Genomic DNA, 24,049 nt, shown 5'->3' with positions numbered 1-24,049 from the left:
TTTCTCCGCCTGTATTTGATAAACTGCGCGCCATGCTAACGATAAAACGAATTACCGACCGCAGCTCCCCGTACTTTGAAAGCGTGGACGAGCTGTATGAAAGCGCCTTTCCGCGCCACGAAAAACGCCAGCCGGCCGCAAAAATCAGTGCACTTGCCAACCCAAACTACAGCCTGCAGGCGTGGTTCGACGGCGAGCAGTTTGTCGGCATGATTGGCGCATGGGACTTTGACGACTACGCCTATATTGAGCACCTTGCAGTCAACGACCAGCTGCGTGCGCAGGGCTACGGCAAACGCATGCTGAGTCAGTTTTTACAGCTTTACCCGCAAACCATTCTCGAAATCGATCCGCTGACCACGGAGATCGCCCATAAGCGGCTGCGCTTTTACCAAAGCCTCGGGTTCAGTGAAAACGCATACCCGCATTTCCACCCGACCTACCATGCGGACATTCCCGACCATCAACTGATCGTGCTGAGTTACCCGCAGCCTATCGACGAGGTGCGGTATCAGCGATTTTTTGACGATCTCTGCCGCGTCGTGATGGAACGCAGCGTTTAAACCACAACTTTCTTAACGTGCCCGCCGGCCAATCACCGGCGGGCGCTGATGTGTTTTTGCTTACCAGGACTTGATTGATGGATATCACCACGCTTTTTCTTTACGTCATCGCCGTTAGCGCGGTGATGGTGACGCCCGGCCCGTCGATGCTTTTAGCGCTCAATAACGGAGCGACTTACGGGATGCGCATTGCGGGCTACGGCTTTCTTGGGGCGGTGTTGGCCGACCTGCTGCTGATTGGCGCGGTGGGCTGCGGCCTGGGCGCATTGTTGCAGGCTTCCGAGCAGCTGTTTGCGGTGGTGAAGTGGGGCGGTGCGCTTTATCTGGTGTATCTGGCTTACGTTTTGTGGCGTGCCCCTGCTAAGGCCCTGAGCGTGAGCGCTTCGGCAGCGGTGGCCACGGGAAAAACGGCTTTTTTACGCTCGCTGATGGTCGGTTTATCCAACCCGAAGGGGCTGCTGTTCTTCTCGGCATTTTTACCGCAGTTCATCCGCCCGCAGGAGCCGGTGGCGATGCAGTACATGATTCTGGCGCTGGTCAGTGCGATTATCGACTGCATCATGATGACGATTTACGCCTGGGGTGGCCGCCATGCGATGCGTAAGTTCTCCGCTAACGTGATGCGTTGGGTGAACCGCAGCTGTGCGGGAATGCTCGCCGTGCTGGCGGTGGGCGTGGCGCTGTATCGACGCAGTAATTTGACCTGAGAAAAGTCAGAGAAAATCGAGCGCTGGCCGCGGAGAACATCGGGCCAGCGCTAGCGTCTTAGCTTTCCTGCGCTTCGGCGAGTTCGCGAAGGTAAGAGAAGATCTGACGATAGGACTTAGGCGGCTTATTGGCCGCTTTTTCTTTTTGCGCGTTACGGATAAGCACGCGCAGCTGCTGGCGGTCAGCCTGCGGATAAAGTCTCAGGACTTCGCTCATCGCCTCGTCGCCTTCTTCGACCAGACGGTCGCGCAGCGCTTCCAGCTTGTGGAACAGCGATACCTGCTGGTTGTGGCGGTTTTTCAGCTTGTCGAGCGCCTGACGGATAGGGTCCATATCGCGGGAACGCATCATCTTGCCGATCAGCTGTATCTGGCGGCGGCGACCTTCTTTCTTAATGCGCTGCGCCAGCTCAATCGCGGCACGCAAATCATCGTCGAGCGGGATTTTTTCCAGGGCATTTTTGCCCAGTTCCATCAGCTCAACGCCGAGATGTTTTAGCTCTTCGGCGTCGCGCTTAATTTCACTTTTACTGACCCAGATAATCTCATCATCTTCGTCTTCATTTTCATCATCGGGCACGTCGTCGAGCCAGTCTTCGGGCTGCTTGGTCATATTAGGCTCCTTAAAAAGTTGACGCGGATATTACCAGCAATGGGGCTGCACTGCGAAATTGTTCTGATCCTGTTAGACTTGAACGACTCACCTTACATTATGGCAGTAGCGATGAAAGTAAACACGCAAGTAGCACAACAACGTCAGGTTCTGGAGCAGGCGGTTTCACAGGCGCTGGAGCTGGCGAAAGACAAGTCAGACGGCGCGGAAGTTGCGGTCAGTAAAACCACTGGTATCAGCGTCAGCACCCGCTACGGTGAGGTGGAGAACGTCGAATTCAACAGCGATGGTGCGCTTGGCATCACCGTTTATCATCAAAACCGCAAGGGCAGCGCTTCGTCCACCGACCTTAGCCCGGACGCGATAGCGCGTACCGTACAGGCGGCGCTGGATATCGCGCGCTATACTTCGCCGGATCCTTATGCAGGCGTGGCCGATAAAGAACTTCTGGCCTTTGATGCACCCGATCTGGATCTCTTCCACCCGGCGGAGATTGACCCGGAGCGTGCCATTGAGCTTGCCGCGAGAGCGGAAAACGCCTCCCTGAACGTGGACAAGCGTATTACCAACACCGAAGGCGGCAGCTTTAACAGCCATTACGGCATCAAAGTCTTTGGCAACAGCCACGGCATGCTGCAAAGCTATTGTTCCACTCGTCACTCTCTTTCGAGCTGCGTGATTGCCGAAGAGAACGGCGATATGGAACGCGATTATGCCTACACCATCGGCCGTGCGATGGAAGACCTTAAGTCACCCGAGTGGGTCGGTGCCGACTGCGCACGCCGCACGTTGTCCCGCCTGTCGCCGCGTAAGCTGTCCACCATGAAAGCGCCGGTTATTTTCGCCAATGAAGTGGCGACCGGGCTGTTCGGTCACCTGGTCGGCGCGATTGCAGGCGGCGCGGTGTACCGTAAATCGACTTTCCTGCTGGACTCCCTCGGCAAGCAAATCCTGCCGGACTGGCTGACCATTGAAGAGCATCCGCACCTGCTGAAAGGCCTGGCCTCCACGCCGTTCGACAGCGAAGGCGTGCGCACCGAACGCCGTGACATCATCAAAGACGGCGTGCTGCAGCAGTGGCTGCTGACCAACTATTCCGCGCGTAAGCTTGGGCTGAAAAGCACCGGCCACGCGGGCGGCATCCACAACTGGCGCATTGCCGGTCAAGGCCTCGGCTTTGAGGAAATGCTGAAACAGATGGGCACCGGGCTGGTGGTGACCGAGCTGATGGGGCAGGGCGTAAGCGGCATTACCGGCGACTATTCTCGCGGTGCGGCAGGCTTCTGGGTTGAGAACGGTGAGATCCAGTATCCGGTGAGCGAAATCACCATCGCCGGTAACCTGAAGGACATGTGGCGCGAGATAGTTACTATTGGCAACGATATAGAAACACGTAGCAACATTCAGTGTGGTTCAGTCTTACTTCCGGAGATGAAGATAGCCGGTCAGTAAAGCAATGTGGCGCGTCCTGCCGCGCCTACCTCAAAAAAATACTCTAAATAATTCGAGTTACAGCCAGGCGGCAAGAGAGTAAACCCCCAGGAGCTTACTTGGGTAAGTGACTGGGGTGAGCGAAAGCAGCCAACACCGCTGTAGCTTGAAGTATGACGAGTAGAAAAAAGATAAAGGAAAGGTGAGTAAATGCGTAAGCAACTGATTGCAATGTTAGCAGTATCATCCGTTTTATTGTCCGGCGTCGCTTTTGCTAAAGACGTTGGCGACGACATGGACATTATCGCCAAAAACTACAAAACCGTGCTGAGCACCAAAGATGCCGCCGAGCTGAAAACTTCACTGGGCAACATGCGTGAAGCAGCTCTGGATGCGCAGAAAGGGACGCCGCCAAAGCTGGAAAATGAAGCAGCCGACAGCGCCAACATGAAAGAGTACCGCCACGGGTTTGATATCCTCGTGGGCCAGATTGACGGTGCGCTGAAGCTGGCTACTGAAGGCAAAGTCACAGAAGCTCAGGCCGCTGCGGCTGACTTCAAAACCACGCGCGATACCTACCACAAGAAGTTCCGCTAAGATTTAAAAACGGGCGGGTTATTCCCGCCCGCTCTCTTTATTGCAGTGCTCTCACCGCGCGTTCCAGCGCATCAATATCGTTATTGCTCAGCAGGGGCTGAATAGCCTGAAAATGCTCATCGCTTAGCTGATAAATTTGCAGCTTCAGCAGCCGCTCAATCACTTCGGGTTCGAAACGCAAGGCGATAGGTTTTGCCGGGTTGCCGCCGACCACGCTATAAGGGCTGACGTTTTTTGTCACCACGCTGCCTGCGGCAATAATCGCGCCTTCGCCAATGGTCACGCCAGGCATAATCATTGCCCTCATGCCTATCCAGCATCCGTCTCCCAGCGTGGTATCGCCTTTGGCGCGGTAAGCGTCTTTGATGGTTTCGATAAACGGATAAAGGGAAAACCAGTCGCTGCGGTGCGTGTGATTGCCGCCCATCAGGATCACCGCCTCGGCGGCAATGCAAACGTAATCGCCAATCCACAGCTGGTCGAGCACGCCAATGGGTTCCCACTGCTGGCTAATCGCGTCACCCTGAAGGTAGCGCACCGCGCTTTGCTCAAAGCCGCCATCCCAGCAGTCGCTGTAATAGCTGTGCCGGCCTTTGATATGAATATTGGGGTTAGTCACCGTTTCGTGCAGGTATTCGACCTGAGACCAGTGTTTTTCAGTCTTTGACATGTTTTTTCTCACAACAATAGTATGCCGACGGAACAAAGTTCCGTTTCAATTTGCAGAGGGAAAGCTTGAACGCGCTAAGCGATGCGCGGCTGTTTCAGCCAAGGATTGTTGAGGATTGTGGTGAGTAGCATGACGTTAAAACCTGTATTGAAGACCCGCTAACCTTAACACCGGGTGCGTCAGAGTACACTTTTTTCCTCCCTCGTTTGTGTGTAGCGCACCCTGGCCATCTTCACCTTCTACCTCGCTCACAAAACGGTAAATCCATTATTACTCTAAGGCTAATGATTAGTTCCTGAGCTTAATTGATAGCCAACCCGGCGTGGCGCACACTTTTAACCAGACTAAAGCCAATCAAAATGATTCGCTGAATCAGGAGGTTAATAATGAGTGCTAGCCAAACGCCTGCCCGCGTCTGGAACACACGCCGCACCGAGAAGCAGCGGCGAATGGCGTCCAGCAACGTACAGGGCAAGGTGATCCCGACCGGGGACCTCGTCGCAGTGATGGAAAAGCTGATTGCGCCGGGTGACCGGGTGGTGCTGGAAGGTAACAACCAGAAACAGGCAGATTTTCTCTCCCGCATGCTGGCGGAAGTCAGCCCGCAAAAAGTACACGATCTGCATATGATCATGCCGAGCGTCGGCCGCAGTGAGCACCTTGATATCTTTGAAAAAGGCATTGCCCGTAAGCTCGACTTCTCTTTCTCCGGTACCCAAAGCCTGCGTATTTCTCAACTGTTGGAAGACGGGCAGTTGGAAATTGGCTCTATTCACACCTACATCGAGCTTTATGCGCGCTTATACGTCGATCTTGCGCCTAACGTCGCGCTTATCGCCGGGTATAAAGCTGACCGTAAAGGCAACCTGTACACCGGGCCGAGCACCGAAGATACCCCAGCGCTGGTTGAGGCTGCCGCCTTCCACGACGGCATTGTTATCGCCCAGGTTAATGAACTGGTGGACGACGACTGTGACCTACCGCGCGTGGACATTCCCGGCTCGTGGATTGACTACGTGGTGGTTGCCGATAAGCCGTTCTTTATCGAACCGCTGTTTACTCGCGACCCGCGCCTGATCAAGCAGGAACATATCCTGATGGCAATGATGGCTATCAAAGGCATTTACGCCGAGCATCAGGTGCAGTCGCTGAACCACGGGATCGGCTTCAACACCGCCGCCATCGAGCTGCTGCTGCCCACCTACGGCGAACGGCTTGGCCTGAAAGGCAAAATCTGCAAGCACTGGACCCTGAACCCACACCCGACGCTGATCCCGGCGATTGAAAGCGGCTGGGTTGAGAGCGTGCACTGCTTCGGCGGTGAGCTGGGGATGGAAGAATACATCCGCGCTCGCCCGGATATCTTCTTTACCGGTGCCGACGGCTCCATGCGCTCTAACCGCGCTATGTGCCAGCTGGCAGGGCAATACGCGGTGGATATGTTTATCGGTTCGACCCTGCAGGTTGATGGCCTGGCTAACTCTTCTACCGTGACGCGTGGCCGCCTGTCGGGCTTCGGCGGCGCGCCAAACATGGGCCATGACCCGCACGGTCGTCGCCATGCCACACCGGCCTGGCTGAACATGATAACTGAACCTGACCCGATGCAGCGCGGCAAAAAGCTGGTGGTGCAGATGGTCGAAACCTTTCAGGCGGGCGTGAAGCCAACCTTCGTAGAAACCCTGGATGCCGTTGAAGTGGCTAAAACCTCCGGTATGCCGCTGGCGCCGGTGATGATTTACGGCGACGACGTAACCCACGTGCTGACCGAGGAAGGGATTGCGTATCTCTACCGCGCGGAGAGCCTGGAAGAGCGACGTGCGATGGTGGCGGCGGTGGCCGGTATCACCGACATCGGCCTGGGCGTTGACGCTAAGCGCGTCGCGGCGCTTCGCCAGAGCGGCAAAGTGGCTTACCCGGAAGATATGGGGATCCGCCGCAGCGATGCGACTCGTTCCCTGCTGGCGGCAAGCAGCGTGGCCGATCTGGTCGAATGGTCCGGCGGTCTCTACAACCCGCCGGCGAAATTCCGGAGCTGGTAATGAAATTACATCCACAGAAAGGCGTTGAGGCAGGGGCGGGCTGGCTGGCAAGGGCGGCAACCCAAAGCCTGATTGAAGAAGCCCGTCTGAGCCCAAAACCCGGTCTGGTGGACAGCCGGGGGAATGGCGCCCATCACGATCTCAGCCTGGCGCTGATGGAGCGATCGGCCCACAGCCTGACCCCGACATTTCATGCTCTGGCATTACAAAGCTGGGAACGTCCGGCAGACATCGCGCTGCGCCAGCTGGTCGGGCGCCTGGGGCGCGAAGGGGAGCAGCAGATGATGGCAGCGACCTGCGGGGTGAACACCCACCGGGGCGCAATCTGGGCGCTTGGCCTGCTGGTTTCCGCCGCCGCTATGCACGGTATGGCTGGCAGTAGCGCGGAGATTACCGCTACGGCAGCACGGCTGGCTGGGCTTCCTGATGAGGCAGCACCAAAGAGCTTTAGCAAAGGGTTGAGAGCCACAAGACGCTATCGCGTGCCGGGCGCACGAGAAGAAGCTCAGCAGGGCTTTCCTCACGTTATGCGTCTCGCGCTGCCTCAACTGCGCCGCAGCCGCCAGTCCGGAGCAACCGAGGGCGAGGCTCGCATTGACGCCCTGATGGCGATTATGACTTCGCTGTCAGATACCTGCGTGCTCTCTCGCGCCGGGTTAACCGGCCTGGAAACGATGCAGAACGGTGCCCGTAGCGTGCTGATCAACGGCGGTATTTCGCGCCAGGAAGGCCGCGACGCGCTGGACGTGCTCGACCGCAACATGCTGGCGCTGAATGCTTCTCCGGGCGGGGCGGCTGATTTGCTCGCCGCCACGCTGCTGCTGGACCGCATCGCCAATGATGCCACCCCGCTTCACTCACTTATTTAACGAGGGCGTTATGGAACACATTACGTTGTCATTTCCGGCAACCCGCACGGCCACAGGCAAAGCCCTGGCTGGCGTGGTGGGCTCCGGCGATATGGAAGTCCTGTTTTCTGCCGCACAGGGGCAGACTCTGACCATCGACATCACCACCTCCGTCGATAACAGCGAAAAACGCTGGAAAGCACTTTTCGAGCGCCTGGCCGCGCTAAGCAGCCTGCCTGCCGGAGAGTTGAAAATTCATGATTTTGGCGCGACGCCGGGCGTGGCGCGTATCCGTATCGAACAGGTCTTTGAGGAGGTGGCTCATGCGTGACGACAGCAGCTTTATTGAATTAAGAGCCCGCGAGCGCGCACGTCTGCTGCTGGATGAAGGCAGCTATCGTGAATTGCTCGACCCGTTCGACGGCATTGTCTCGCCGTGGCTGGGGCCGCAGGGCATTGTGCCGCAATCTGATGACGGCATGGTCGTTGCCAAAGGCACGATTAACGGTGGCCCGGCGGTGGTGATTGCCATTGAAGGCGCATTCCAGGGCGGCAGCATGGGCGAAGTGTCCGGCGCAAAAATGGCGGCCGCGCTTGAACTGGCGGCGGAAGACAACCGCCACGGCATTCCTACTCAGGCTGTGCTTTGCCTGGAAACCGGCGGCGTGCGCCTGCAGGAGGCCAACCTCGGCCTGGCGGCGATTGCCGATATTCACGCAGCGATTGTCGATTTACGTCGCTACACCCCGGTGATTGGCGTTGTGGCCGGCACCGTGGGCTGCTTCGGCGGAATGTCGATCGCCGCCGCGCTTTGCAGCTATTTGATTGTGACTCGCGAGGCACGTCTTGGTCTCAACGGCCCGCAGGTTATCGAGCAGGAAGCGGGTATTGAGGAATATGACTCCCGCGACCGGCCGTTTATCTGGGGCATGACCGGCGGTGAAGTTCGCTATCAGAGCGGGCTGGTGGACGCGCTGGTTGGCGACGGCGTCCATGCCGTGAAGCAGGCGGTCAATGAAGCCATCGCCAAAGGCGTTCCGGCGCAGCATCGCACCGATAACTACGCGTGGTATCTGGATCGCCTGACCCATTTCGACACCAGCCAGCAGGCTGATGCCGAACAGATCAAACAGCTTTTTGGGGAGAAACGTTAATGAGCCAGAAACTGAATCGCGCCGCCGTTTGGCTGGATACTTTAGTTCCGGATGCACCTCGTATGGCGGGGCTGTGCGCCTCCGTACAGGTCGCCGACGGCAACGTTGACGGGAAACCTGCCCGCTTTATCGCCGTGGTGCCCGATGCCAATAACCATTATCCCCGTGCTGCTGGCGGCGAAGTGGGGCTGTTAGAAGGCTGGACGCTGGCAAAAGTGGTCAGCGAAACCATCGCTAAAGATGCAAACAAGGCTGAAAAGCGCGCCATCGTTGCGGTGATTGATGTCCCAAGCCAGGCCTATGGCCGCCGCGAAGAGGCATTCGGTATTCATCAGGCGCTGGCCGGTGCCGCAGGCGCTTATGCCAATGCTCGCCTGGCCGGGCATCCTGTTGTGGGCCTGATTGTCGGCAAAGCGATGTCCGGGGCGTTTCTCGCCCATGGTTACCAGGCTAACCGATTGATCGCCTTTAACGACAAGGGCGTGATGATCCACGCGATGGGGAAAGAGTCCGCCGCGCGCATCACCTTACGCACCGTGGAGGCGCTGGAGAAGCTGGCCGCCACCATTCCACCGATGGCCTACGACATCAGCAACTATGAAACTCTCGGCCTGCTTTCGGCGCTGCTGGATATCAGCCACCCGGATGCTCCGCAGAGCGACGATGTGGCAAAAGTGAAGGCTGCTCTGAGTACGGCGGTGAAAGAAGCACGTAGCGAGACTTCGCTGAAATGCCGTCTGCTGGCGAAAAATCGCCACAGTTCGGCGCTGGTTCGCGAACGTATGCGCGCCAGCTGGTAATAAAAAAAGACAAACCTGCCGGACTCTATAACCAGGCACGGTACGCCGTGCCTGAGTAAAAAAAACGTCCGAAAATAATAAATATCGCGACCGTGCTAACTCTCTTTATTGACTCAAGGTGAAGTTATGACTTACGTGATCGTTCATGCTCTGGCCCCTATTTTTGTCATCATGCTGCTGGGATTTTTCGCCGGCAAAGCGAAAATGGTCGATAACAAAAATGTCTCGCTGTTAAACATTTTTGTCATGGACTTTGCTCTACCCGCCGCGCTGTTTAGCGCGACCGTTCAAACGCCGTGGCTTGGCATTGTTCAGCAGTCACCGCTGATTGTGGTGCTGGTGCTTGCGATGTGGATTACCTACGCGGCGATTTACTTCCTGGCGACCAGCGTATTTAAAAAGTCGCCGCAGGATGCCGCCGTGCTGACCCTTACCGTGGCGCTGCCTAACTATGCTGCGCTCGGCCTGCCAATTTTAGGCAGCGTGCTCGGTGAAGGCTCTTCGACTTCGCTTTCCGTGGCGGTGTCGATTGCCTGCGGTTCCGTCCTGATGACGCCGTTCTGCCTGCTGATTCTTGAGCGTGAAAAAGCCCGTGCGGCCGGTGAAAACAGCGGCTCAACGCTGGCGATGCTGCCGGTGCTGATGTGGCGTTCGGTGAAAAAACCTATCGTCTGGGGGCCATTGCTTGGGGTTGTGCTGTCGGCTATCGGTATCCGTATGCCTGACCTGCTGCTGGCCTCGATTAAACCGCTGGGCCTGGCCGCTACCGCCGCTGCGCTGTTCCTGACCGGGGTGATCCTGTCGGCCCGCAGGCTGCAGATCAATACCATGGTGATCGCCGCGACCGTTACCAAGTTGCTGATTCAGCCGTTCATCGCCTGGGGCATCGTGCTGGCGCTTGGCCTGACCGGCCCGGTAGCGATTACTTCCATCCTGATGATTGCCCTGGCCGCCGGCTTCTTTGGCGTGGTCTTTGGCAACCGCTTTGGCGTGCAGTCGCCGGATGCAGAAGCCGTGTTGTTGCTAAGCTCGGTACTCTCTATCCTGTCGCTACCGCTGTTTATTACGCTGACTTCAGGACTTTAAATAATGCCGACATTACGCCCCCACGATCTCCTTTGGCTCACCGACCGCGAAGCGCTGGAAGGTGCTAACGAGGAGTGGGTCACAAGCCAGTGGCGCCCTGCGCTGCCGGTGGTGGTGCGGCGTGATGTCGAGCGTGACGGACGTGTTCCGGTAGGCGTGCGAGGAATGCGGCGCGACCAGCGAGCTGCGGGTTGGGTGAATCCGGCGAGCGTGAAGCGCGTCGTCAGCCCGGAGGCGTTATCCAGCCGTGACCTGCTGCTCAATTCCCCGTTTGTTTCCATGCCGCCGGTGCAGGGGGCTGTTCAACTGGCAAGCCGCCCGTGGGCATGGCGCTGGGGCATTACCGGGAGCGTAGGCTATACGCTGGCAACCGAAGTGCCGGTGATGCACGCCGCGAGCGACCTTGATTTGCTGGTCCGCTGCCCACAGCCGATAGCAAAAGAGGCGCTGGCAGAGTGGCAGAGCCTGACCGACAAACTGCTTTGCCGGGCCGATACGCAAATCGAAACGCCCTATGGGGCGTTTGCGCTGGCGGAATGGCTAAGGGAAAAGCGCGTGCTGCTGAAAACCAATCAGGGGCCGCAGCTCGTGGTTAATCCCTGGCAGCCGGAGGATAACGGATGAAGATACTTTTTACCTTTCCCGGACAGGGAACGCAGCGGGCGGACATGCTGCAAAATTTACCCGAGCGTGACGCCATCATGGCGCAGGTAAGGGCGGTTTTAGGCGATGAAGCAAACCAGCTGGATAGCGCTGCCGCGCTGAAGCATACCCGCGCGGTGCAGCTTTGCCTGCTAATCGCAGGCGTGGCCTGGGCGCAGGAGCTTGAGCGTAATGGCGTGAAGCCGGACATGGTCAGCGGCCTGTCTATCGGGGCGTTTCCGGCCGCGGTGATGGCCGGCGTCATCCGTTTTTCCGATGCCCTGCGGCTGGTGGCGCTTCGTGGCGACCTGATGGAACAGGCTTATCCAGAAGGTTACGGCTTAACGGCCATCGTCGGGCTGCGTCTTGAGCAGGTTGAAGCCCTGGTGGCGGGCAGCGAAACCTATATCGCGAATATCAATGCCGAGCAGCAAATCGTCATTGCCGGGAGCGAGCTGGCTATGGAGAAGGTGGCGCACCGGGCGTTGGAGCAGGGGGCGCAAAAAGCTCGCCAATTGGCGGTTAGCGTGCCGTCCCATTGTGCGCTGCTAAATGAACCCGCACAGAAGCTTAAGCAGGCGTTTGCCGATGTGGCGTTGAGCCGCCCGTCCTGCGCTTATCTCAGCGGCAGCACGGGCCGCGTGCTTTGGCTGCCGGAACAAATTGCCGAAGATCTGGCGCTTAACATGGCGCGGACGGTGCGCTGGCGAGAGGCGATGGTTGCCGCCAACGAGCGCGATGTTCGTCTGGCTATTGAAATGCCGCCGGGCAGCGTACTATCGGGCCTGACACGGCAGGCGTTTCGGGAGGGAATCACCGTCTGCCGGGAACAAAATAGCGTAGCGGCCATCGTTCATCTTGCGGAAAAAACTAAGGCGGCGCGTTAGGCGTATCGATAAACGAGCGGGCGTACATGCGCCCCTCGGCGGCCAGCGCCAGCAGGTTCGGGTCAAGTTCGCGATTACGGGCGAAGACGATAGCGATGGTCTGCTTCATCTGGTACTGCTCGGCAAGCCTTAAAAGCTGCACCGAATTTTCATACACCTTCTTCATTCTGCCGGGCATCAGCGTGAGCCCGACGCCCGCCTGTACCAGGCTGACCATTGAGAAAATGTCGTTTACGCGGGTGACGATTTCCGGTTCGAAACCGGCGACGCTAAAGGCTTCCTGAAAGCCCGCGTAGGTAGCAAAGCCTTCCGCGAGCGAAACAAATTTTTCACCGTGGAACTCGCGTAAATCTGCCGGATGGCTGGTGTCGAGCGGGAAGCTGGCCGGTGCGGCGAGGAAAATATCGTCCCGGAACATCGGCAGGACTTCCAGCCTTGAGCGATCGACTTCGCCTTCGGAAATAGAAATCAGGATGGCGTCCAGCACGCCGTCTTCCAGCATATTCAGCAGCACCTGATTTGAGCCCATGGTGAGATCCATTTCCAGCTCCGGTCGCCTCAGTTTCATGCCCATGATCAGTTTCGGAACGGTTTCGAGCGTCAGGGAATAGAGGGTGCCGATGCGCAGCCGGCCCTGGCCAACGCCCGCGGCCTGACGGGTTTCATCGATGCCGCGCGCCATCAGCGCCACCACTTCTTTGCAGTGTTCCAGCAGGGTGAGCGCAGATTCCAGCGGCACCAGGTTGCGCCCTTTATGAATAAACAGCGGGCAGCGCACACCTTCTTCCAGCGTATGCAGCGCGCGATGCACGCTAACCCCGCTAATACCCAGCGCTTCGGCGGTGCGCGCAATGTTCCCTTTCTCCATAAACTCCATAAAGATCTCAAGCTTACGGAAGGTGATTTCAGCGTCGATTTTCATTAGAGGATAATCTTTGGATGTTTGACGCCGCAGGCTTTTGCGTAGCGGACAACGGTTTCAATACTGGCTTTGATAATATTGGCTTCCATACGAGAGACCGTTGGCGGCGTGACGCCCATACGCTCGGCAACCTGTGCGCGTGTTAGCCCTTCATGGCTGCGCCATTCAGCAAGCATTGCCTGCAGCCGCAGCTTACGCTCTTCGGCTTCATAAGCGGCCTGTACTTCGGGGTTGGTTAGCAGGTCTGCGCGCGCTTTTTCCCAGTCGATACTTTTACTCTTTTTCATTGAGCATCTCCTCTAGTCGTTGAAAAGCCAGCTTTGGTAGACATAAAGCCCCCGTGCGATAAGGGTTCCCATCGTCCTTATTTCAAACAGCCCATTGCCTAAGGGTTTGCTATCAGGCTCACGCAGCGATGTCGCATTTTGTTTAATTTTATCAATCAGACGCAGCATTTTTGCCTGAACGACGGGAGGCAATTCTGTTATTTCATCGAAGACATCCACATGCAATTGAACGCGAAACATACGGTCACTCCCTGACGAGGTTAACATAGCAATTAAATTGCCTTATAAGCTAATTTTTATTGCTGATGCTGGTGGCAAAACCAGGCGAAAATCAGCCTAAAGCGCGCCTGACTTCTTTGCTATCTCCCGCTTTCACTTTTGCGTGATACCTCGTGAACGTCGATTCCTTTGCCATAAGCAACGCCAATAATGGCGGCAAAACTGTCCTCCCATCACACTTTCGAACAAAAAGGGCCGCTGGAAAAGGGGCCTTTTATCACTCGGTTATGTGACCAGATTCACGGTAAGCCAGCTGAAAACCGCCATTCCGGGCCTTTATGTGGAACAGATCACTATTGCCTCACCGATTTCCACTTCGAAGTGGAAAACAACTCGCTACAAACCTTCCACCCCGCCAGGTAGTTTAAAAAACAGATTAGTTAACGAGGTACCCAGGGTGAATAACGGAGCGGTAATGGTTAATGAAGCCGAGGAATTAACGACGCGTATTCAGGATTTTATTTACGCGCTGTTCAAAAGTAAGCACATCACGCCCAACGCGGTACAGGAACAAATGCTGGCCTCCCACGTGAAGGCGATGATTCATCGCTCTCTCACCGGGGAGCCGTTACCAGAAGTGGAAGAGAGCTTGTTCGAAGAGATCTCCGCCGAGTCGATGGAAATGGCGCAGGCGGTGGTCGATCAGTTCGGGAATCTGCCGGTAGAAGAAGCGTGGTTGCTGTCAGTGCATTTCGAAGTGGCGAAAGACAATCTTTGAATCATCAGGAGAAAAAAATGGAACAAATTACCGTAGTGATTGGTGACCGTCTGGGCAAAGGCCAGAAAGTTGCAGCAGGGATCGAAAAAGCGGGCGGTCGCGCCGTGGTTATTCCAGGCGTCGCCGCCGACATGAAGCTGGGCGACGTGATGAAAGCAGAAAATGCCACTTTTGGTATTTCCTTCTGCGGCAGCGGTGGCGCAGGCGCTATCACCGCACAAACCAAACATGGCTACAAAGCCAAATACGGCATGCGCTCCGTTGATGAAGGCGTGACGGCGATTAACGAAGGCAACAACGTGCTTGGCTTTGGCTTTATGGATAAAGAAGAGCTGGGCGAGCGCCTGGTGCTGGCCTGGAACAAGAAGTACGGCAGCTGAGTATGAAAGAGAAATTCGCAACTACGGTGCGAGTCAGCGGGCGCGGCGATACCAAAGCCAAAGCCTTCTCCGACGCCCTGAACCACGTTCAGGGCACGGTGCTCAAATCCACCAACCACATTCTTCTGCGCATTGAGCCACAGGACGTGCAGGTTGTTCAGGCGCAGGTCAGGGTGCGCAAAGAAGCTTTTCTGTTCTTCTTCCTGCGTCGGGAAAGGCGGAGCTACAGCGTGGAGCTGGATGTTTCCGTCAACGTGACGGCTCTTAACCTCGATGAGGTAGATTTCGTCTCTAGTTAATTCAAACATTTATACCCAATTAGCTGGTGTTGTAGCAAGGCAGCAAGGGAAGGCAGTCCGATGAGCTTACTTGGGTAAGTGATTCGGGTGACTGAGCGTAGCTAACGCGGCTACAGCGACAGATAAGCAGGGTAGAAAAGGGCAGACTCATGTTCTTAATTATATTAATAAAATCACTCATTATCGGCGGCCTCGTCGGCGTGGGCGTTGGTGCCGGAGCCGCGCGTATGTTCCATGCGCCAACCACTCAGGGCATGGGCGCATTTCGTACACTCGGCGAGCTGAACTCCTGCGAAGGGGACCCGGCTTCTCACTTCTCCTTTGGCCTCGGCTTCTTCTTCAACGCGTGGGCTTCTTCCGTTGCAGCAGGTGCGTTCACCCAGGACGTTGACCACCGCATCATCCCTAACTGGGGCGCGGCGGCACTGATGGTGAAGAATCGCAACGTGGCGGAAACCCTCCACGACCCAAGAAAAATGGCTATCGCCTGCGGCATCATCGGCATGATCGTGGTGGCGTTTCTGAACTCAACCGCGTCTGCGGTGCCGGCGGCGCTTCAGGTGACGGCGGTGAAAGTGCTGGTGCCTGCGGCCAACCTGCTGGTGAACACCGTGATGCCGGTTATTTTCTGGCTGGCGGCTATCGACGCCGGTAAAAAATCTGGTTTCTGGGCAACCATCTTCGGCGGCGCAGCGCAGCTGATCATGGGTAACGCCGTACCGGGTCTGGTGCTTGGCATCCTGATCGGTAAAGGCGTTGAAGAAAGCGGCTGGCACCGCGTTACCAAAGTGATGATGACGGCTATCGTTGCCCTCTTTGTTCTGAGTGCCTTCTTCCGTGGGTTCGACATGAAGATGATCGAGTCTTTCCACATGACCGTGCCGAACTGGCTGGATCTGCTGCATAACTCGCTGAGCGGCAAATAAGGGGATAACGCATGGAACAGAATAAAGGTTTTTGGTACGCGGACTGGTCATTCCCAATCTTTGTGGGCCTGCTCTCCTCCGGCGTGTTTGCCGGGACGCATATGTACTACCTGTACGGTATCGGCGCGTTTAACGAAGTGGCTTTCGTGGCGATGCTGAAGTCGGGGATTGATACCGGCGTTTACGGTGCGGTGGCGGCGTTTGGCGCAAGCTTCCTGTTTGCCCGCATCATTGAAGGTTCGCTGGTGGGGATTCTGGATATCGGTGGGGCGATTCAAACCGGCGTAGGCCTCGGCGTTCCGGCGCTGCTGCTGGGCGCAGGCTTTGTTTTCCCGGTCGCTAACTTTGGCGCTTCGTTGATCACCGGGCTGGTGATTGGCCTGGCCATTGGCTACCTCATCATCCTGGCGCGTAAGTTCACCATCAATCAGAGCGACTCCACCTACGGGGCGGACGTCATGATGGGCGCGGGTAACGCTTCCGGCCGCTTCCTCGGGCCGTTGATTATCCTCAGCGCCATGACGGCTTCGATTCCAATCGGTATCGGCTCGTTGGTGGGCTCTCTGCTGTTTTATCTCTGGGGCAAACCGATCACCGGCGGGGCGATCCTCGGCGCAATGATCTTAGGCTCGATCTTCCCGGTAGCGTTGTAAGCAGTATTTCCAGGGCGGACGGGCTGCGGCTCGCCCGCCAGTTAAGGAGAAAAATATGTTTGACCTGATCCTGCGCGAGGCGCGGCTGGTGGACGATACCGTTATCGATATCGCCCTGAAGGACGGCAAGATTGCCGCCTTAGGCAAGATAACCGGCGAGGCAACTGAAGAACGCCAGCTGAACGGCGAATGCTACGTTAGCGCCGGCTGGATTGACTCCCACGTTCACTGTTACCCCAGGTCCCCTATCTACCACGACGAGCCTGACAGCGTGGGTATTCATACCGGTGTCACTACGGTGGTGGACGCGGGCAGCACCGGCGCCGATGACGTCGACGATTTTTATCAAATCACCCGCAGCGCGACGACCGAAGTTTATGCCCTGCTGAACATTTCCCGCGTGGGCCTGATTGCCCAAAACGAACTGTCCAATATGGCGAATATCGACGCTGACGCCGTGCGCGGCGCGGTGAAGCGCCACCCGGACTTTATCGTGGGCTTAAAAGCGCGGATGAGCAGCAGCGTGGTGGGCGATAACGGCATTACGCCGCTGGTGCGCGCCAAGGCTATCCAGAAAGAAAACGGCGATTTGCCGCTGATGGTGCACATCGGCAACAACCCGCCGGACCTCGATGAAGTGGCCGAACTGCTGACCAGCGGCGACATCATTACCCACTGCTACAACGGCAAGCCAAACCGCATTCTCAACCCGGCCGGGCAGCTGAGAGCCTCCGTAGCGCAGGCTATTCAGCGCGGTGTGCGTCTGGACGTCGGGCACGGCACCGCCAGCTTTAGTTTTGACGTGGCGCGTGTCGCTATTCAGCAGGGCATTCTGCCGCACAGCATCAGCTCGGACATCTACTGCCGCAACCGCATCAGCGGCCCGGTGCATTCACTCGGCGCGGTGATGTCTAAATTCCTCTCCATCGGCCTGTCATTGCCTCAGGTGATCGACTGCGTGACCGTTCACGCTGCCGATGGATTACGTCTGAAAAATAAAGGCCGCCTGGCCGTAGGGCTGGACGGCGACCTGACCGTCTTCGAGCTTCGCCGCCAGCCAACGGTATTTACCGATGCAGAGCAGCAAACGCTGACGGGTGACCAGGTGCTGGTGGCGCTGGCTGCGGTGCGCGCCGGGAAGTGGTTTGACTGTGAATAAGGGAAAACAGAACATGTCTTCGATCTATGAAAAATACAATTTAAAACAGGTAATTAACGCATCCGGCCGCATGACCGCCCTCGGCGTGTCCACGCCACGTCCGGAAGTGGTGGACGCGGTAACCACCGGTATGAACCACTACTTTGAAATGAAGGATCTGGTTAATAAGACAGGCGCCTACATTGCCGGGCTGCTCGACGTTGAGGCGGCGACCGTGGTGTCCTGCGCTTCTGCCGGTATCGCCCAGTCCGTGGCGGCGGTGCTGGTGAAAGACAATCAATGGCTGATCGAGAACCTGCATGCGGCCCCGCTGGAGAACAACGAGATCGTGCTGCCGAAAGGCCACAACGTTAACTTCGGCGCGCCGGTTGGCACCATGGTGAACCTGGGCGGTGGCAAAATCGTCGAAGCAGGCTACGCCAACGAATGTTCAGCGGATCAGCTGGCTGCGGCTATTTCTCCACGCACGGCGGCCATTCTGTATATCAAATCCCACCACTCGGTGCAGAAAAGCATGCTCAGCGTTGAGCAGGCCGTGGTCGTGGCGCGTAAACACAACCTGCCGCTGATCGTAGACGCTGCGGCAGAAGAAGATTTGGCATGCTATTACCGTGCCGGGGCCGACCTGGTGATTTACAGCGGGGCGAAAGCTATCGAAGGCCCAACCAGCGGGTTGGTGATCGGCAAAGAGCAGTACGTCGAGTGGGTGAAGCTGCAAACCGGCGGCATCGGGCGTGCAATGAAAGTTGGCAAAGAAGGCATCCTCGGCCTGACCTGCGCGATTGAACATTACCTGAGCGCGGCCAAAGAGAGCGGGGCCGAAATGGTCGCCAAAATGATGCCGTTTATCGACAGTCTGAACACGCTGAATGGCGTAACCGCCCGCGTAGTGTGGGATGCAGCCGGCCGCGATATCGCCCGCTGCGAAATCAAGTTCGACGAAGCGACCGTCGGCATCAGCACCGGCGAGCTGGTCAGCGCGTTGAAGCAGGGCGAATACGCCATCTACTTCCGTGGCTATAAGGCGAATGAAGGCATTATTGAAGCGGATGTGCGCAGCGTAAGCGCGGCACAGCTGGAGATTATTTACCGCTGCATCAAAGCGCTGGTAAGCAAGGAGAAATAAGCATGAAACTGACCCCAAATTTTTACCGCGACCGCGTTTGCCTGAACGTGCTGGCAGGCTCTAAAGAGAACGCCAAAGAGATTTACCAGGCGGCGGAAGGCCACGTGCTGGTCGGCGTGTTGTCTAAAAATTACCCGGATGTAGAAAGTGCGGTTGCCGATATGCGTGACTACGCGGCACTTATCGACAACGCGCTGTCCGTCGGCCTTGGTGCGGGCGACCCGAATCAATCGGCGATGGTGAGTGAAATCTCCGACCAGATTCAGCCTCAGCACGTCAACCAGGTCTTTACCGGCGTGGGCACCAGCCGTGCGCTGCTGGGCCAGAACGACAGCGTGGTTAACGGCCTGGTTTCGCCAACCGGCACCGTCGGAATGGTGAAAATCTCCACCGGCCCGCTAAGCTCCGGTGCGGCAGACGGCATCGTGCCTGTTGAAACCGCGATTGCGCTGCTGAAGGATATGGGCGGCAGCTCAATCAAATATTTCCCGATGGGCGGGCTGGAGTGCCGCGAAGAGTATCAGGCTGTAGCGGAAGCCTGTGCGAAGCATGACTTCTGGCTGGAGCCGACCGGCGGTATCGATCTCGAAAACTTCGAAGAGATCCTGAAGATTGCGCTGGACGCCGGCGTGAGCAAAGTGATCCCGCATATTTACAGCTCGATTATCGACAAGGCCAGCGGCAATACGCGCCCGGCGGATGTGGCTACGCTGTTGGCGATGACGAAGAAACTGGTGGGGTAAAGCACTGTTTCCCCTCACCCCGACCCTCTCCCCAAAGGGGCGAGGGGGAAAAGAAAGATCCCCTCTCCCTTTTAGGGAGAGGGTTAGGGTGAGGGTATAATCCTCATCAACCACACTTCGAGGACAAACGCATGTCTGCACGCACTCTGCTTGTTGCTTCATTTGCCTTACTCGCCGCCGGCAACAGCGCGGCGCAAAGCCATTATGCCTGGGTTGGCACCTACAACCCGAACGGCGAAGGTCTTTATCGCTTCCAGCTGGACGCCAAAACCGGTGCGCTTAGCGAGAAAACGCTGGTTAGCTCGCTGCCAAACGCCGCGCAGCTTACCGCGTCGCCGGACGGCAAGACGTTGTACGTTGCCAGCGAAGCGGAGAAAGGCGTGGTAGCAGCATTGCGCGTAGGCGATGACGGGAGTTTGACCGAACTAAACCAGGTCTCTTCCGGTGGCGCTGGCCCGGTTTACCTGTCTCTGACGCCGCAGGGCAAGCACCTGCTGGTGGCAAACTACGTGAGCGGCTCTATCGCCGTGCTGCCGGTTAATGCCGACGGCAGCCTGCAGGAAGCCAGCGACAAACATCAGGACAGCGGCGAGCCGGGCGCGGCGAAACCAGAAGCAGCGGTAGAAGGTAGCTTCGCCGCCAGCGATCATAACGGCCCACATGCCCATATGATTGCCGCCGATCCGAGCGGCAAGTTTGTTTTCTCGACCGATCTTGGCCTGGATCGGATCTACCAGTATCGCTTTGATCAAAACAAAGGCGTGCTGGAGCCAAACGATCCGCCGTTCATCTCCGCCTCTTCAAAAGGCGCAGGGCCACGCCACTTTGTCTTTTCTGCGGACGGTTCAGGCCTGTGGCTGATTAACGAAGAAGCCTCTACGCTTAGCCATTACAAGCTCGACCGTGAGAAAGGCACGCTGACCGAAGGGAAGACCATCTCTTCGCTGCCAAAAGGCTATAAGGGCACAAGCTTTGCGGCGGGCCTGGTATTGAGCCACGACGGCAAGCAGCTGTATGTGGCCAACCGTCTGCATAACAGCATCGCACATTTCAGCGTGGGCTCTAACGGCGAGCTTACACATCAGGACGATATCTGGACGCGTGGCGACTATCCACGAGGCCTGACGCTGGACAGCACCGGCAAACATCTTTATGCCCTGAACCAGCGCAGCGACAATATCACTCGCTTTAGCGTGGCGCCGGGCAACGGTAAATTAACCTTTATCGAGGATTATACGGCGGTGGGAAGCCCGTCGCAGATGGTCTTCACCCCGTTTAAGTAAAGCAGGACGGGGCGCCAGTGTGCCCCGATAACCAAAGGAAACGGTAGTGAGATTCCCCAATCAACGGCTGGCTCAGCTTTTTGAGATGCTGCAAAACGAAACGCTGCCCCAGGATGAACTGGCGCGGCGTTTGTCCGTTTCTACCCGCACGGTAAGAGCCGATATCACGGCGCTTAATGCGCTGATGGCCGGCTTCGGGGCTCAGTTTACGCTGACCCGTGGCGCGGGCTATCAGCTGAATATCGAGGATGCTGAACGTTACGGCGAGCTGGTTCAGCATCGCCCGCGCCAGCTGCGTATCCCACGTACTTCACCAGAACGCGTGCATTACCTCGTGGTGCGTTTTTTGACGGCGGCGTTTTCACTGAAGCTCGAAGATTTGGCCGAAGAGTGGTTTGTCAGCCGCGCCACGCTGCAAAGCGATATGGCGGAGGTGCGTGAGTGGTTCAACCGCTACCATCTGACCATTGAGACGCGCCCGCGCCACGGCATGAAGCTGTTCGGCAGCGAAACGTCTATTCGCGCCTGCCTGACGGATCTGCTGTGGCAGTTGACCTTAGAGGACAGCGAAAATCCCCTGTTGACCGAAGAAGCCCTTAACGCGGGCGTGCCTGAGCAGCTCACCAGCTCGCTGCATGACTGTTTTACCCGCTGCCGCATCCGCTTAACCGATGAGGGCGAGCAGTTTATTCGTCTTTATTGTTCGGTGGCGGTGCGCCGCATCAGCGAGGGCTATCCTTTGCCGGAGTTCACGGCGGATAACGTCGATATACAGGTGAAAGAGGCCGCGCGCCAGATTGCCGGCTTGATGCAGCAGCTGGCGGGTAAACCCCTGGCGGAAGCCGAAGAGCAGTGGCTGCAGGTGCATATTGCTTCACGGCAGGTGCAGGAAGTGGCGCCGAGCGCGATCAATGCCGACGATGACGAAGCGCTGGTTAACTACATCCTGCGCTACATCAACACCCACTATAACTACAACCTGCTCGGTGACGAGCAGCTGCACGCCGACCTGCTCACCCACATCAAAACGATGATCACCCGGGTACGCTACCAGATAAACATCCCGAATCCACTGCTGGCCAACATCAAGCAGCATTATCCGCTGGCTTACGACATGACGCTGGCGGCGGTCTCAAGCTGGGGAAAATACACGCCTTACGCTATTAGCGAGAACGAAATTGGTTTTCTGGTGCTGCATATCGGCGTTGGCCTGGAGCGCCACTACAACATTGGCTACCAGCGTCATCCTCGCGTGCTGCTGGTTTGTGATACCGGCAACTCGACGGTGCGCATGCTGCAGGCCATGCTGCTGCGTAAATATCCGCAGGTGGAAGTAACCCACATTATTTCCCTGCGCGACTACGAACAGCTCGACGCGGTGGATGAAGATTTTGTGATCAGCACGGCGCGCATCAGCGAGAAAGAAAAGCCGGTTGTGATGATGGCGCCGTTCCCGACCGATTATCAGCTGGAGCAGCTTGGCAAGCTGGTACTGGTGGACAGAACTCGCCCTTACATGCTGGAGAAATTCTTTGATGCCAGCCACTTTCGTATTATCGACCAGCCGATGACCCAGCAGCAGCTATTCCTGACGCTCTGCGAGCAGCTGGAGCGGGAAGGTGTCGTTGACTCAGATTTCCATCCGTCGGTGGTGGAGCGAGAAGCGATCGTCAGCACCATGTTGGGTGAGGGCATTGCGCTGCCGCACTCGTTAGGCCTGCTGGCGAAAAAAACCGTGGTCTACACCGTGCTGGCACCGCACGGTATCAGCTGGGGCGACGAAACGGCGCACGTGATCTTCCTGCTGGCTATCAGCAAAAGTGAATACGAAGAGGCGATGGCGATTTACGACCTGTTTGTGACATTCCTGCGCGAGCGGGCGATGATTCGGCTGCGCGACAGCAAGGATTTTGACAGTTTTAAAGCGGTGGCGATGGAGTGCCTGAGTAAGCTGTAATCGTCAATGGCCCTTAGTTAAAAGGGCTATGGCTTATCCCCTCTCCCCTGTGGGGAGAGGGTTAGGGTGAGGGGCAGTTATTTCAGGATAGTGAACGCGGTGGTCACGTGCTTCACGCCGCTTACTCGGCTGGCAATGTCCGCCGCGGCTTTACCTTCGCGTTCGGTCACCAGGCCAAGCAGGAACACCTCGCCATTCTCCGTCGTGACTTTCACGTTAGAAGACTTCACCTGATCGCTGGTTAGCAGCTGAGAGCGAACTTTCGTGGTGATCCACGTATCGCTCGACGCGGTGCCCAGGCCGACCGGAGGCATAATCCGAATTTCGTTATAGACTTCGGCTGCGCCGTCTACGCCCAGCGCGATTTGCTTCGCGCGAGAAGAGAGGTCTGGGGTTGGCGACTGGCCGGCCAGCAGCACTTTGCCCTGGTAAGCCGTCACGTTAATGCGTGCTTCTTTCTTGATTTGCTCATCCTTGCTGAGCGCGCTGTTCACGCGTAACTCAAGCGTGCTGTCATCAACCTGCGTCCCGACGGTACGCGGGTCGGTCGCGGATTTTGTCGCAACGGCGGCGCTTCCCACAACAACGGCACCGACGCAGCCTTGCAGCAACAACGCGGAAATAAGAACTGCGAGTGGCGTAATGGCCTTCATGTTCATTCCTTCTCCTATCTCAAAATTAGCTATTAGCCATCCTGGTGCGGAAATAGCGTATTGTCGATCAGATCGCATAAACAGTTTACCGTCAGCATATGCATTTCCTGGATGCGGGCGCTGCGGTGAGAAGGGATTCGGATTTCAACATCCTGTGGCCCCAACAGTCCTGCCAGTTCGCCGCCGTCATAGCCCGTCAGCGCAACGATGGTCATGTCGCGGGTGACGGCTGCCTCAACCGCTTTGACAATATCACGGCTATTGCCTCGGGTGGAAATAGCCAGCAAAACGTCCCCGGCGTGGCCCAGCGCACGAACCTGTTTGGCATACACTTCTTGATGCAGACGGTCGTTAGCGATCGCGGTTAAGACCACATTATCTGCATTAAGTGCAATGGCCGGTAAACTAGGACGCTCTGTTTCAAAACGATTGATCATGCTGGCAGCAAAATGCTGTGCGTTGGCGGCGGAGGTCCCATTGCCACAACAGAGGATTTTGTTGCCGTTCAGTAAAGACTGAACCAGCGTCATCGCTGCACGGGAGATGGCGTCCGGCAGGGCTTCCGCTGCGGCAATCTGAGTTTGAATACTTTCCGTGAAGCAGCCTTTGATTCTTTCAAGCACG

At 57.1% G+C, this 24,049-nt stretch carries 28 protein-coding genes and 1 pseudogene; 22 read left to right on the top strand and 7 right to left on the bottom strand.

Annotated features, from left to right (window positions below; translation table 11 throughout):
* Window positions 1-32: 32 nt before the first annotated feature.
* Together JT31_RS10185 and JT31_RS10180 are read left to right on the top strand one after the other, a co-directional pair.
* Window positions 33-563, top strand: coding sequence for a GNAT family N-acetyltransferase (locus JT31_RS10185; protein WP_038476377.1), 531 nt, complete (start codon window positions 33-35; stop codon window positions 561-563).
* A 77-nt stretch (window positions 564-640) separates the two neighbouring features.
* On the top strand, window positions 641-1,270 hold the full coding sequence (locus tag JT31_RS10180; RefSeq protein WP_008453726.1) for a LysE family translocator: 630 nt from the start codon (window positions 641-643) through the stop codon (window positions 1,268-1,270).
* Between the two features lie 58 nt (window positions 1,271-1,328).
* Here the strand turns inward: JT31_RS10180 and yjgA are convergent, their stop codons facing one another.
* Window positions 1,329-1,883 (bottom strand): ribosome biogenesis factor YjgA, encoded by a 555-nt coding sequence (gene yjgA, locus JT31_RS10175; RefSeq protein ID WP_038476373.1) that lies wholly within the window; start codon window positions 1,881-1,883, stop codon window positions 1,329-1,331.
* Between the two features lie 99 nt (window positions 1,884-1,982).
* Here yjgA and pmbA point away from each other — a divergent pair, with 99 nt between their 5' ends.
* Both pmbA and cybC read left to right on the top strand, forming a co-directional pair.
* Window positions 1,983-3,335, top strand: coding sequence for a metalloprotease PmbA (pmbA, locus tag JT31_RS10170; protein ID WP_038482999.1), 1,353 nt, complete (start codon window positions 1,983-1,985; stop codon window positions 3,333-3,335).
* Window positions 3,336-3,524: 189 nt separating this feature from the next.
* The gene (gene cybC, locus JT31_RS10165; RefSeq protein ID WP_038476371.1) at window positions 3,525-3,911 is read left to right on the top strand and encodes a cytochrome b562; all 387 of its coding nucleotides are present in this window, start codon (window positions 3,525-3,527) and stop codon (window positions 3,909-3,911) included.
* A gap of 37 nt (window positions 3,912-3,948) precedes the next feature.
* On the opposite strand, the gene JT31_RS10160 is transcribed toward cybC, so the two are convergent.
* A complete protein-coding gene (locus tag JT31_RS10160; RefSeq protein WP_038476368.1) occupies window positions 3,949-4,581 on the bottom strand; it encodes a CatB-related O-acetyltransferase in 633 nt (210 codons plus the stop codon).
* A gap of 386 nt (window positions 4,582-4,967) precedes the next feature.
* Here JT31_RS10160 and mdcA point away from each other — a divergent pair, with 386 nt between their 5' ends.
* From mdcA to mdcH, 8 genes are all read left to right on the top strand, one after another.
* Window positions 4,968-6,623, top strand: coding sequence for a malonate decarboxylase subunit alpha (gene mdcA, locus JT31_RS10155; RefSeq protein ID WP_038476365.1), 1,656 nt, complete (start codon window positions 4,968-4,970; stop codon window positions 6,621-6,623).
* Window positions 6,623-7,492 carry a triphosphoribosyl-dephospho-CoA synthase gene (locus JT31_RS10150; protein ID WP_038476362.1) on the top strand — a complete coding sequence of 290 codons (870 nt, stop codon included), beginning with the start codon at window positions 6,623-6,625 and terminating at the stop codon, window positions 7,490-7,492. The genes mdcA and JT31_RS10150 overlap by 1 nt, the downstream gene beginning before the upstream one ends.
* A gap of 10 nt (window positions 7,493-7,502) precedes the next feature.
* Complete coding sequence (gene mdcC / locus JT31_RS10145) at window positions 7,503-7,802, top strand: malonate decarboxylase acyl carrier protein (protein WP_038476359.1); 300 nt, start codon at window positions 7,503-7,505, stop codon at window positions 7,800-7,802.
* The gene (locus JT31_RS10140; protein ID WP_038476356.1) at window positions 7,795-8,625 is read left to right on the top strand and encodes a biotin-independent malonate decarboxylase subunit beta; all 831 of its coding nucleotides are present in this window, start codon (window positions 7,795-7,797) and stop codon (window positions 8,623-8,625) included. The genes mdcC and JT31_RS10140 overlap by 8 nt, the downstream gene beginning before the upstream one ends.
* A complete protein-coding gene (mdcE, locus tag JT31_RS10135; protein WP_038476353.1) occupies window positions 8,625-9,425 on the top strand; it encodes a biotin-independent malonate decarboxylase subunit gamma in 801 nt (266 codons plus the stop codon). Before JT31_RS10140 ends, mdcE begins: the two co-directional genes overlap by 1 nt.
* Before the next feature lie 126 nt (window positions 9,426-9,551).
* Complete coding sequence (locus tag JT31_RS10130) at window positions 9,552-10,511, top strand: AEC family transporter (RefSeq protein WP_038476350.1); 960 nt, start codon at window positions 9,552-9,554, stop codon at window positions 10,509-10,511.
* Between the two features lie 3 nt (window positions 10,512-10,514).
* Window positions 10,515-11,135 (top strand): malonate decarboxylase holo-ACP synthase, encoded by a 621-nt coding sequence (locus tag JT31_RS10125; RefSeq protein ID WP_038476347.1) that lies wholly within the window; start codon window positions 10,515-10,517, stop codon window positions 11,133-11,135.
* On the top strand, window positions 11,132-12,040 hold the full coding sequence (mdcH, locus tag JT31_RS10120) for a malonate decarboxylase subunit epsilon (protein ID WP_038476344.1): 909 nt from the start codon (window positions 11,132-11,134) through the stop codon (window positions 12,038-12,040). The genes JT31_RS10125 and mdcH overlap by 4 nt, the downstream gene beginning before the upstream one ends.
* Here the strand turns inward: mdcH and JT31_RS10115 are convergent.
* The 3 genes and pseudogenes from JT31_RS10115 to JT31_RS10105 all read right to left on the bottom strand — a co-directional run.
* Window positions 12,024-12,962, bottom strand: coding sequence for a LysR family transcriptional regulator (locus tag JT31_RS10115; protein WP_038476341.1), 939 nt, complete (start codon window positions 12,960-12,962; stop codon window positions 12,024-12,026). The two genes, mdcH and JT31_RS10115, sit on opposite strands and share 17 nt — an antisense overlap.
* Window positions 12,962-13,249, bottom strand: coding sequence for a helix-turn-helix domain-containing protein (locus JT31_RS10110; RefSeq protein ID WP_052048993.1), 288 nt, complete (start codon window positions 13,247-13,249; stop codon window positions 12,962-12,964). Before JT31_RS10110 ends, JT31_RS10115 begins: the two co-directional genes overlap by 1 nt.
* A gap of 33 nt (window positions 13,250-13,282) precedes the next feature.
* Window positions 13,283-13,489: pseudogene (locus JT31_RS10105) on the bottom strand (type II toxin-antitoxin system RelE/ParE family toxin); the annotation flags it as partial.
* Window positions 13,490-13,943: 454 nt separating this feature from the next.
* Here JT31_RS10105 and JT31_RS10100 point away from each other — a divergent pair.
* From JT31_RS10100 to JT31_RS10055, 10 genes are all read left to right on the top strand, one after another.
* Window positions 13,944-14,246, top strand: coding sequence for a glycine dehydrogenase (locus JT31_RS10100; protein ID WP_038476338.1), 303 nt, complete (start codon window positions 13,944-13,946; stop codon window positions 14,244-14,246).
* A 17-nt stretch (window positions 14,247-14,263) separates the two neighbouring features.
* On the top strand, window positions 14,264-14,626 hold the full coding sequence (locus JT31_RS10095; protein ID WP_038476335.1) for an SFCGS family glycine-rich protein: 363 nt from the start codon (window positions 14,264-14,266) through the stop codon (window positions 14,624-14,626).
* Between the two features lie 2 nt (window positions 14,627-14,628).
* Complete coding sequence (locus JT31_RS10090; RefSeq protein ID WP_038476332.1) at window positions 14,629-14,925, top strand: DUF4312 family protein; 297 nt, start codon at window positions 14,629-14,631, stop codon at window positions 14,923-14,925.
* 149 nt (window positions 14,926-15,074) lie between these two features.
* Entirely contained in the window at window positions 15,075-15,851 is a 777-nt protein-coding gene (locus tag JT31_RS10085; RefSeq protein WP_038476329.1) for a DUF4311 domain-containing protein, read from the top strand.
* An 11-nt stretch (window positions 15,852-15,862) separates the two neighbouring features.
* Window positions 15,863-16,504 (top strand): DUF4310 family protein, encoded by a 642-nt coding sequence (locus JT31_RS10080; protein WP_038476326.1) that lies wholly within the window; start codon window positions 15,863-15,865, stop codon window positions 16,502-16,504.
* 55 nt (window positions 16,505-16,559) lie between these two features.
* Window positions 16,560-17,663, top strand: a complete 1,104-nt coding sequence (locus JT31_RS10075; protein WP_038476323.1) for an amidohydrolase/deacetylase family metallohydrolase — start codon at window positions 16,560-16,562, stop codon at window positions 17,661-17,663.
* 13 nt (window positions 17,664-17,676) lie between these two features.
* Complete coding sequence (locus JT31_RS10070) at window positions 17,677-18,789, top strand: DgaE family pyridoxal phosphate-dependent ammonia lyase (RefSeq protein WP_038476321.1); 1,113 nt, start codon at window positions 17,677-17,679, stop codon at window positions 18,787-18,789.
* A 2-nt stretch (window positions 18,790-18,791) separates the two neighbouring features.
* Window positions 18,792-19,532: a 2-dehydro-3-deoxy-phosphogluconate aldolase gene (gene dagF / locus JT31_RS10065; RefSeq protein WP_038476318.1), complete on the top strand. Its 741-nt coding sequence runs from the start codon at window positions 18,792-18,794 to the stop codon at window positions 19,530-19,532.
* 131 nt (window positions 19,533-19,663) lie between these two features.
* Complete coding sequence (locus JT31_RS10060) at window positions 19,664-20,815, top strand: lactonase family protein (RefSeq protein WP_038476315.1); 1,152 nt, start codon at window positions 19,664-19,666, stop codon at window positions 20,813-20,815.
* A 46-nt stretch (window positions 20,816-20,861) separates the two neighbouring features.
* Window positions 20,862-22,772: a BglG family transcription antiterminator gene (locus JT31_RS10055; protein WP_038476312.1), complete on the top strand. Its 1,911-nt coding sequence runs from the start codon at window positions 20,862-20,864 to the stop codon at window positions 22,770-22,772.
* Window positions 22,773-22,849: 77 nt separating this feature from the next.
* On the opposite strand, the gene dolP is transcribed toward JT31_RS10055, so the two are convergent.
* On the bottom strand, window positions 22,850-23,425 hold the full coding sequence (gene dolP, locus JT31_RS10050; protein ID WP_038476309.1) for a division/outer membrane stress-associated lipid-binding lipoprotein: 576 nt from the start codon (window positions 23,423-23,425) through the stop codon (window positions 22,850-22,852).
* Between the two features lie 32 nt (window positions 23,426-23,457).
* Window positions 23,458-24,048 carry a DnaA initiator-associating protein DiaA gene (diaA, locus tag JT31_RS10045; protein WP_038476306.1) on the bottom strand — a complete coding sequence of 197 codons (591 nt, stop codon included), beginning with the start codon at window positions 24,046-24,048 and terminating at the stop codon, window positions 23,458-23,460.
* Window position 24,049: the final 1 nt, after the last annotated feature.

This window comes from Cedecea neteri, assembly GCF_000757825.1.
GTDB classification, from domain to species: Bacteria; Pseudomonadota; Gammaproteobacteria; order Enterobacterales; family Enterobacteriaceae; genus Cedecea; species Cedecea selenatireducens.
Note: the sequence above shows the minus strand (reverse complement) of the source record. Positions and strands in the feature narration are given on the sequence as shown.

What these genes read in the sequence shown, in the direction of transcription:
- cybC (WP_038476371.1), top strand. Translation starts at nt 3,525, where the DNA reads ATGCGTAAGCAACTGATTGCAATGTTAGCAGTATCATCCGTTTTATTG.
- dagF (WP_038476318.1), top strand. Translation starts at nt 18,792, where the DNA reads ATGAAACTGACCCCAAATTTTTACCGCGACCGCGTTTGCCTGAACGTG.
- JT31_RS10150 (WP_038476362.1), top strand. Translation starts at nt 6,623, where the DNA reads ATGAAATTACATCCACAGAAAGGCGTTGAGGCAGGGGCGGGCTGGCTG.
- mdcC (WP_038476359.1), top strand. Translation starts at nt 7,503, where the DNA reads ATGGAACACATTACGTTGTCATTTCCGGCAACCCGCACGGCCACAGGC.
- JT31_RS10095 (WP_038476335.1), top strand. Translation starts at nt 14,264, where the DNA reads ATGGAACAAATTACCGTAGTGATTGGTGACCGTCTGGGCAAAGGCCAG.
- JT31_RS10185 (WP_038476377.1), top strand. Translation starts at nt 33, where the DNA reads ATGCTAACGATAAAACGAATTACCGACCGCAGCTCCCCGTACTTTGAA.
- mdcA (WP_038476365.1), top strand. Translation starts at nt 4,968, where the DNA reads ATGAGTGCTAGCCAAACGCCTGCCCGCGTCTGGAACACACGCCGCACC.
- JT31_RS10130 (WP_038476350.1), top strand. Translation starts at nt 9,552, where the DNA reads ATGACTTACGTGATCGTTCATGCTCTGGCCCCTATTTTTGTCATCATG.
- mdcH (WP_038476344.1), top strand. Translation starts at nt 11,132, where the DNA reads ATGAAGATACTTTTTACCTTTCCCGGACAGGGAACGCAGCGGGCGGAC.
- pmbA (WP_038482999.1), top strand. Translation starts at nt 1,983, where the DNA reads ATGGCAGTAGCGATGAAAGTAAACACGCAAGTAGCACAACAACGTCAG.
- dolP (WP_038476309.1), bottom strand. Translation starts at nt 23,425, where the DNA reads ATGAAGGCCATTACGCCACTCGCAGTTCTTATTTCCGCGTTGTTGCTG.
- JT31_RS10070 (WP_038476321.1), top strand. Translation starts at nt 17,677, where the DNA reads ATGTCTTCGATCTATGAAAAATACAATTTAAAACAGGTAATTAACGCA.
- JT31_RS10060 (WP_038476315.1), top strand. Translation starts at nt 19,664, where the DNA reads ATGTCTGCACGCACTCTGCTTGTTGCTTCATTTGCCTTACTCGCCGCC.
- JT31_RS10100 (WP_038476338.1), top strand. Translation starts at nt 13,944, where the DNA reads ATGGTTAATGAAGCCGAGGAATTAACGACGCGTATTCAGGATTTTATT.
- JT31_RS10125 (WP_038476347.1), top strand. Translation starts at nt 10,515, where the DNA reads ATGCCGACATTACGCCCCCACGATCTCCTTTGGCTCACCGACCGCGAA.
- JT31_RS10080 (WP_038476326.1), top strand. Translation starts at nt 15,863, where the DNA reads ATGGAACAGAATAAAGGTTTTTGGTACGCGGACTGGTCATTCCCAATC.
- JT31_RS10085 (WP_038476329.1), top strand. Translation starts at nt 15,075, where the DNA reads ATGTTCTTAATTATATTAATAAAATCACTCATTATCGGCGGCCTCGTC.
- JT31_RS10160 (WP_038476368.1), bottom strand. Translation starts at nt 4,581, where the DNA reads ATGTCAAAGACTGAAAAACACTGGTCTCAGGTCGAATACCTGCACGAA.
- JT31_RS10090 (WP_038476332.1), top strand. Translation starts at nt 14,629, where the DNA reads ATGAAAGAGAAATTCGCAACTACGGTGCGAGTCAGCGGGCGCGGCGAT.
- JT31_RS10180 (WP_008453726.1), top strand. Translation starts at nt 641, where the DNA reads ATGGATATCACCACGCTTTTTCTTTACGTCATCGCCGTTAGCGCGGTG.
- mdcE (WP_038476353.1), top strand. Translation starts at nt 8,625, where the DNA reads ATGAGCCAGAAACTGAATCGCGCCGCCGTTTGGCTGGATACTTTAGTT.
- JT31_RS10075 (WP_038476323.1), top strand. Translation starts at nt 16,560, where the DNA reads ATGTTTGACCTGATCCTGCGCGAGGCGCGGCTGGTGGACGATACCGTT.
- JT31_RS10115 (WP_038476341.1), bottom strand. Translation starts at nt 12,962, where the DNA reads ATGAAAATCGACGCTGAAATCACCTTCCGTAAGCTTGAGATCTTTATG.
- JT31_RS10140 (WP_038476356.1), top strand. Translation starts at nt 7,795, where the DNA reads ATGCGTGACGACAGCAGCTTTATTGAATTAAGAGCCCGCGAGCGCGCA.
- JT31_RS10110 (WP_052048993.1), bottom strand. Translation starts at nt 13,249, where the DNA reads ATGAAAAAGAGTAAAAGTATCGACTGGGAAAAAGCGCGCGCAGACCTG.
- yjgA (WP_038476373.1), bottom strand. Translation starts at nt 1,883, where the DNA reads ATGACCAAGCAGCCCGAAGACTGGCTCGACGACGTGCCCGATGATGAA.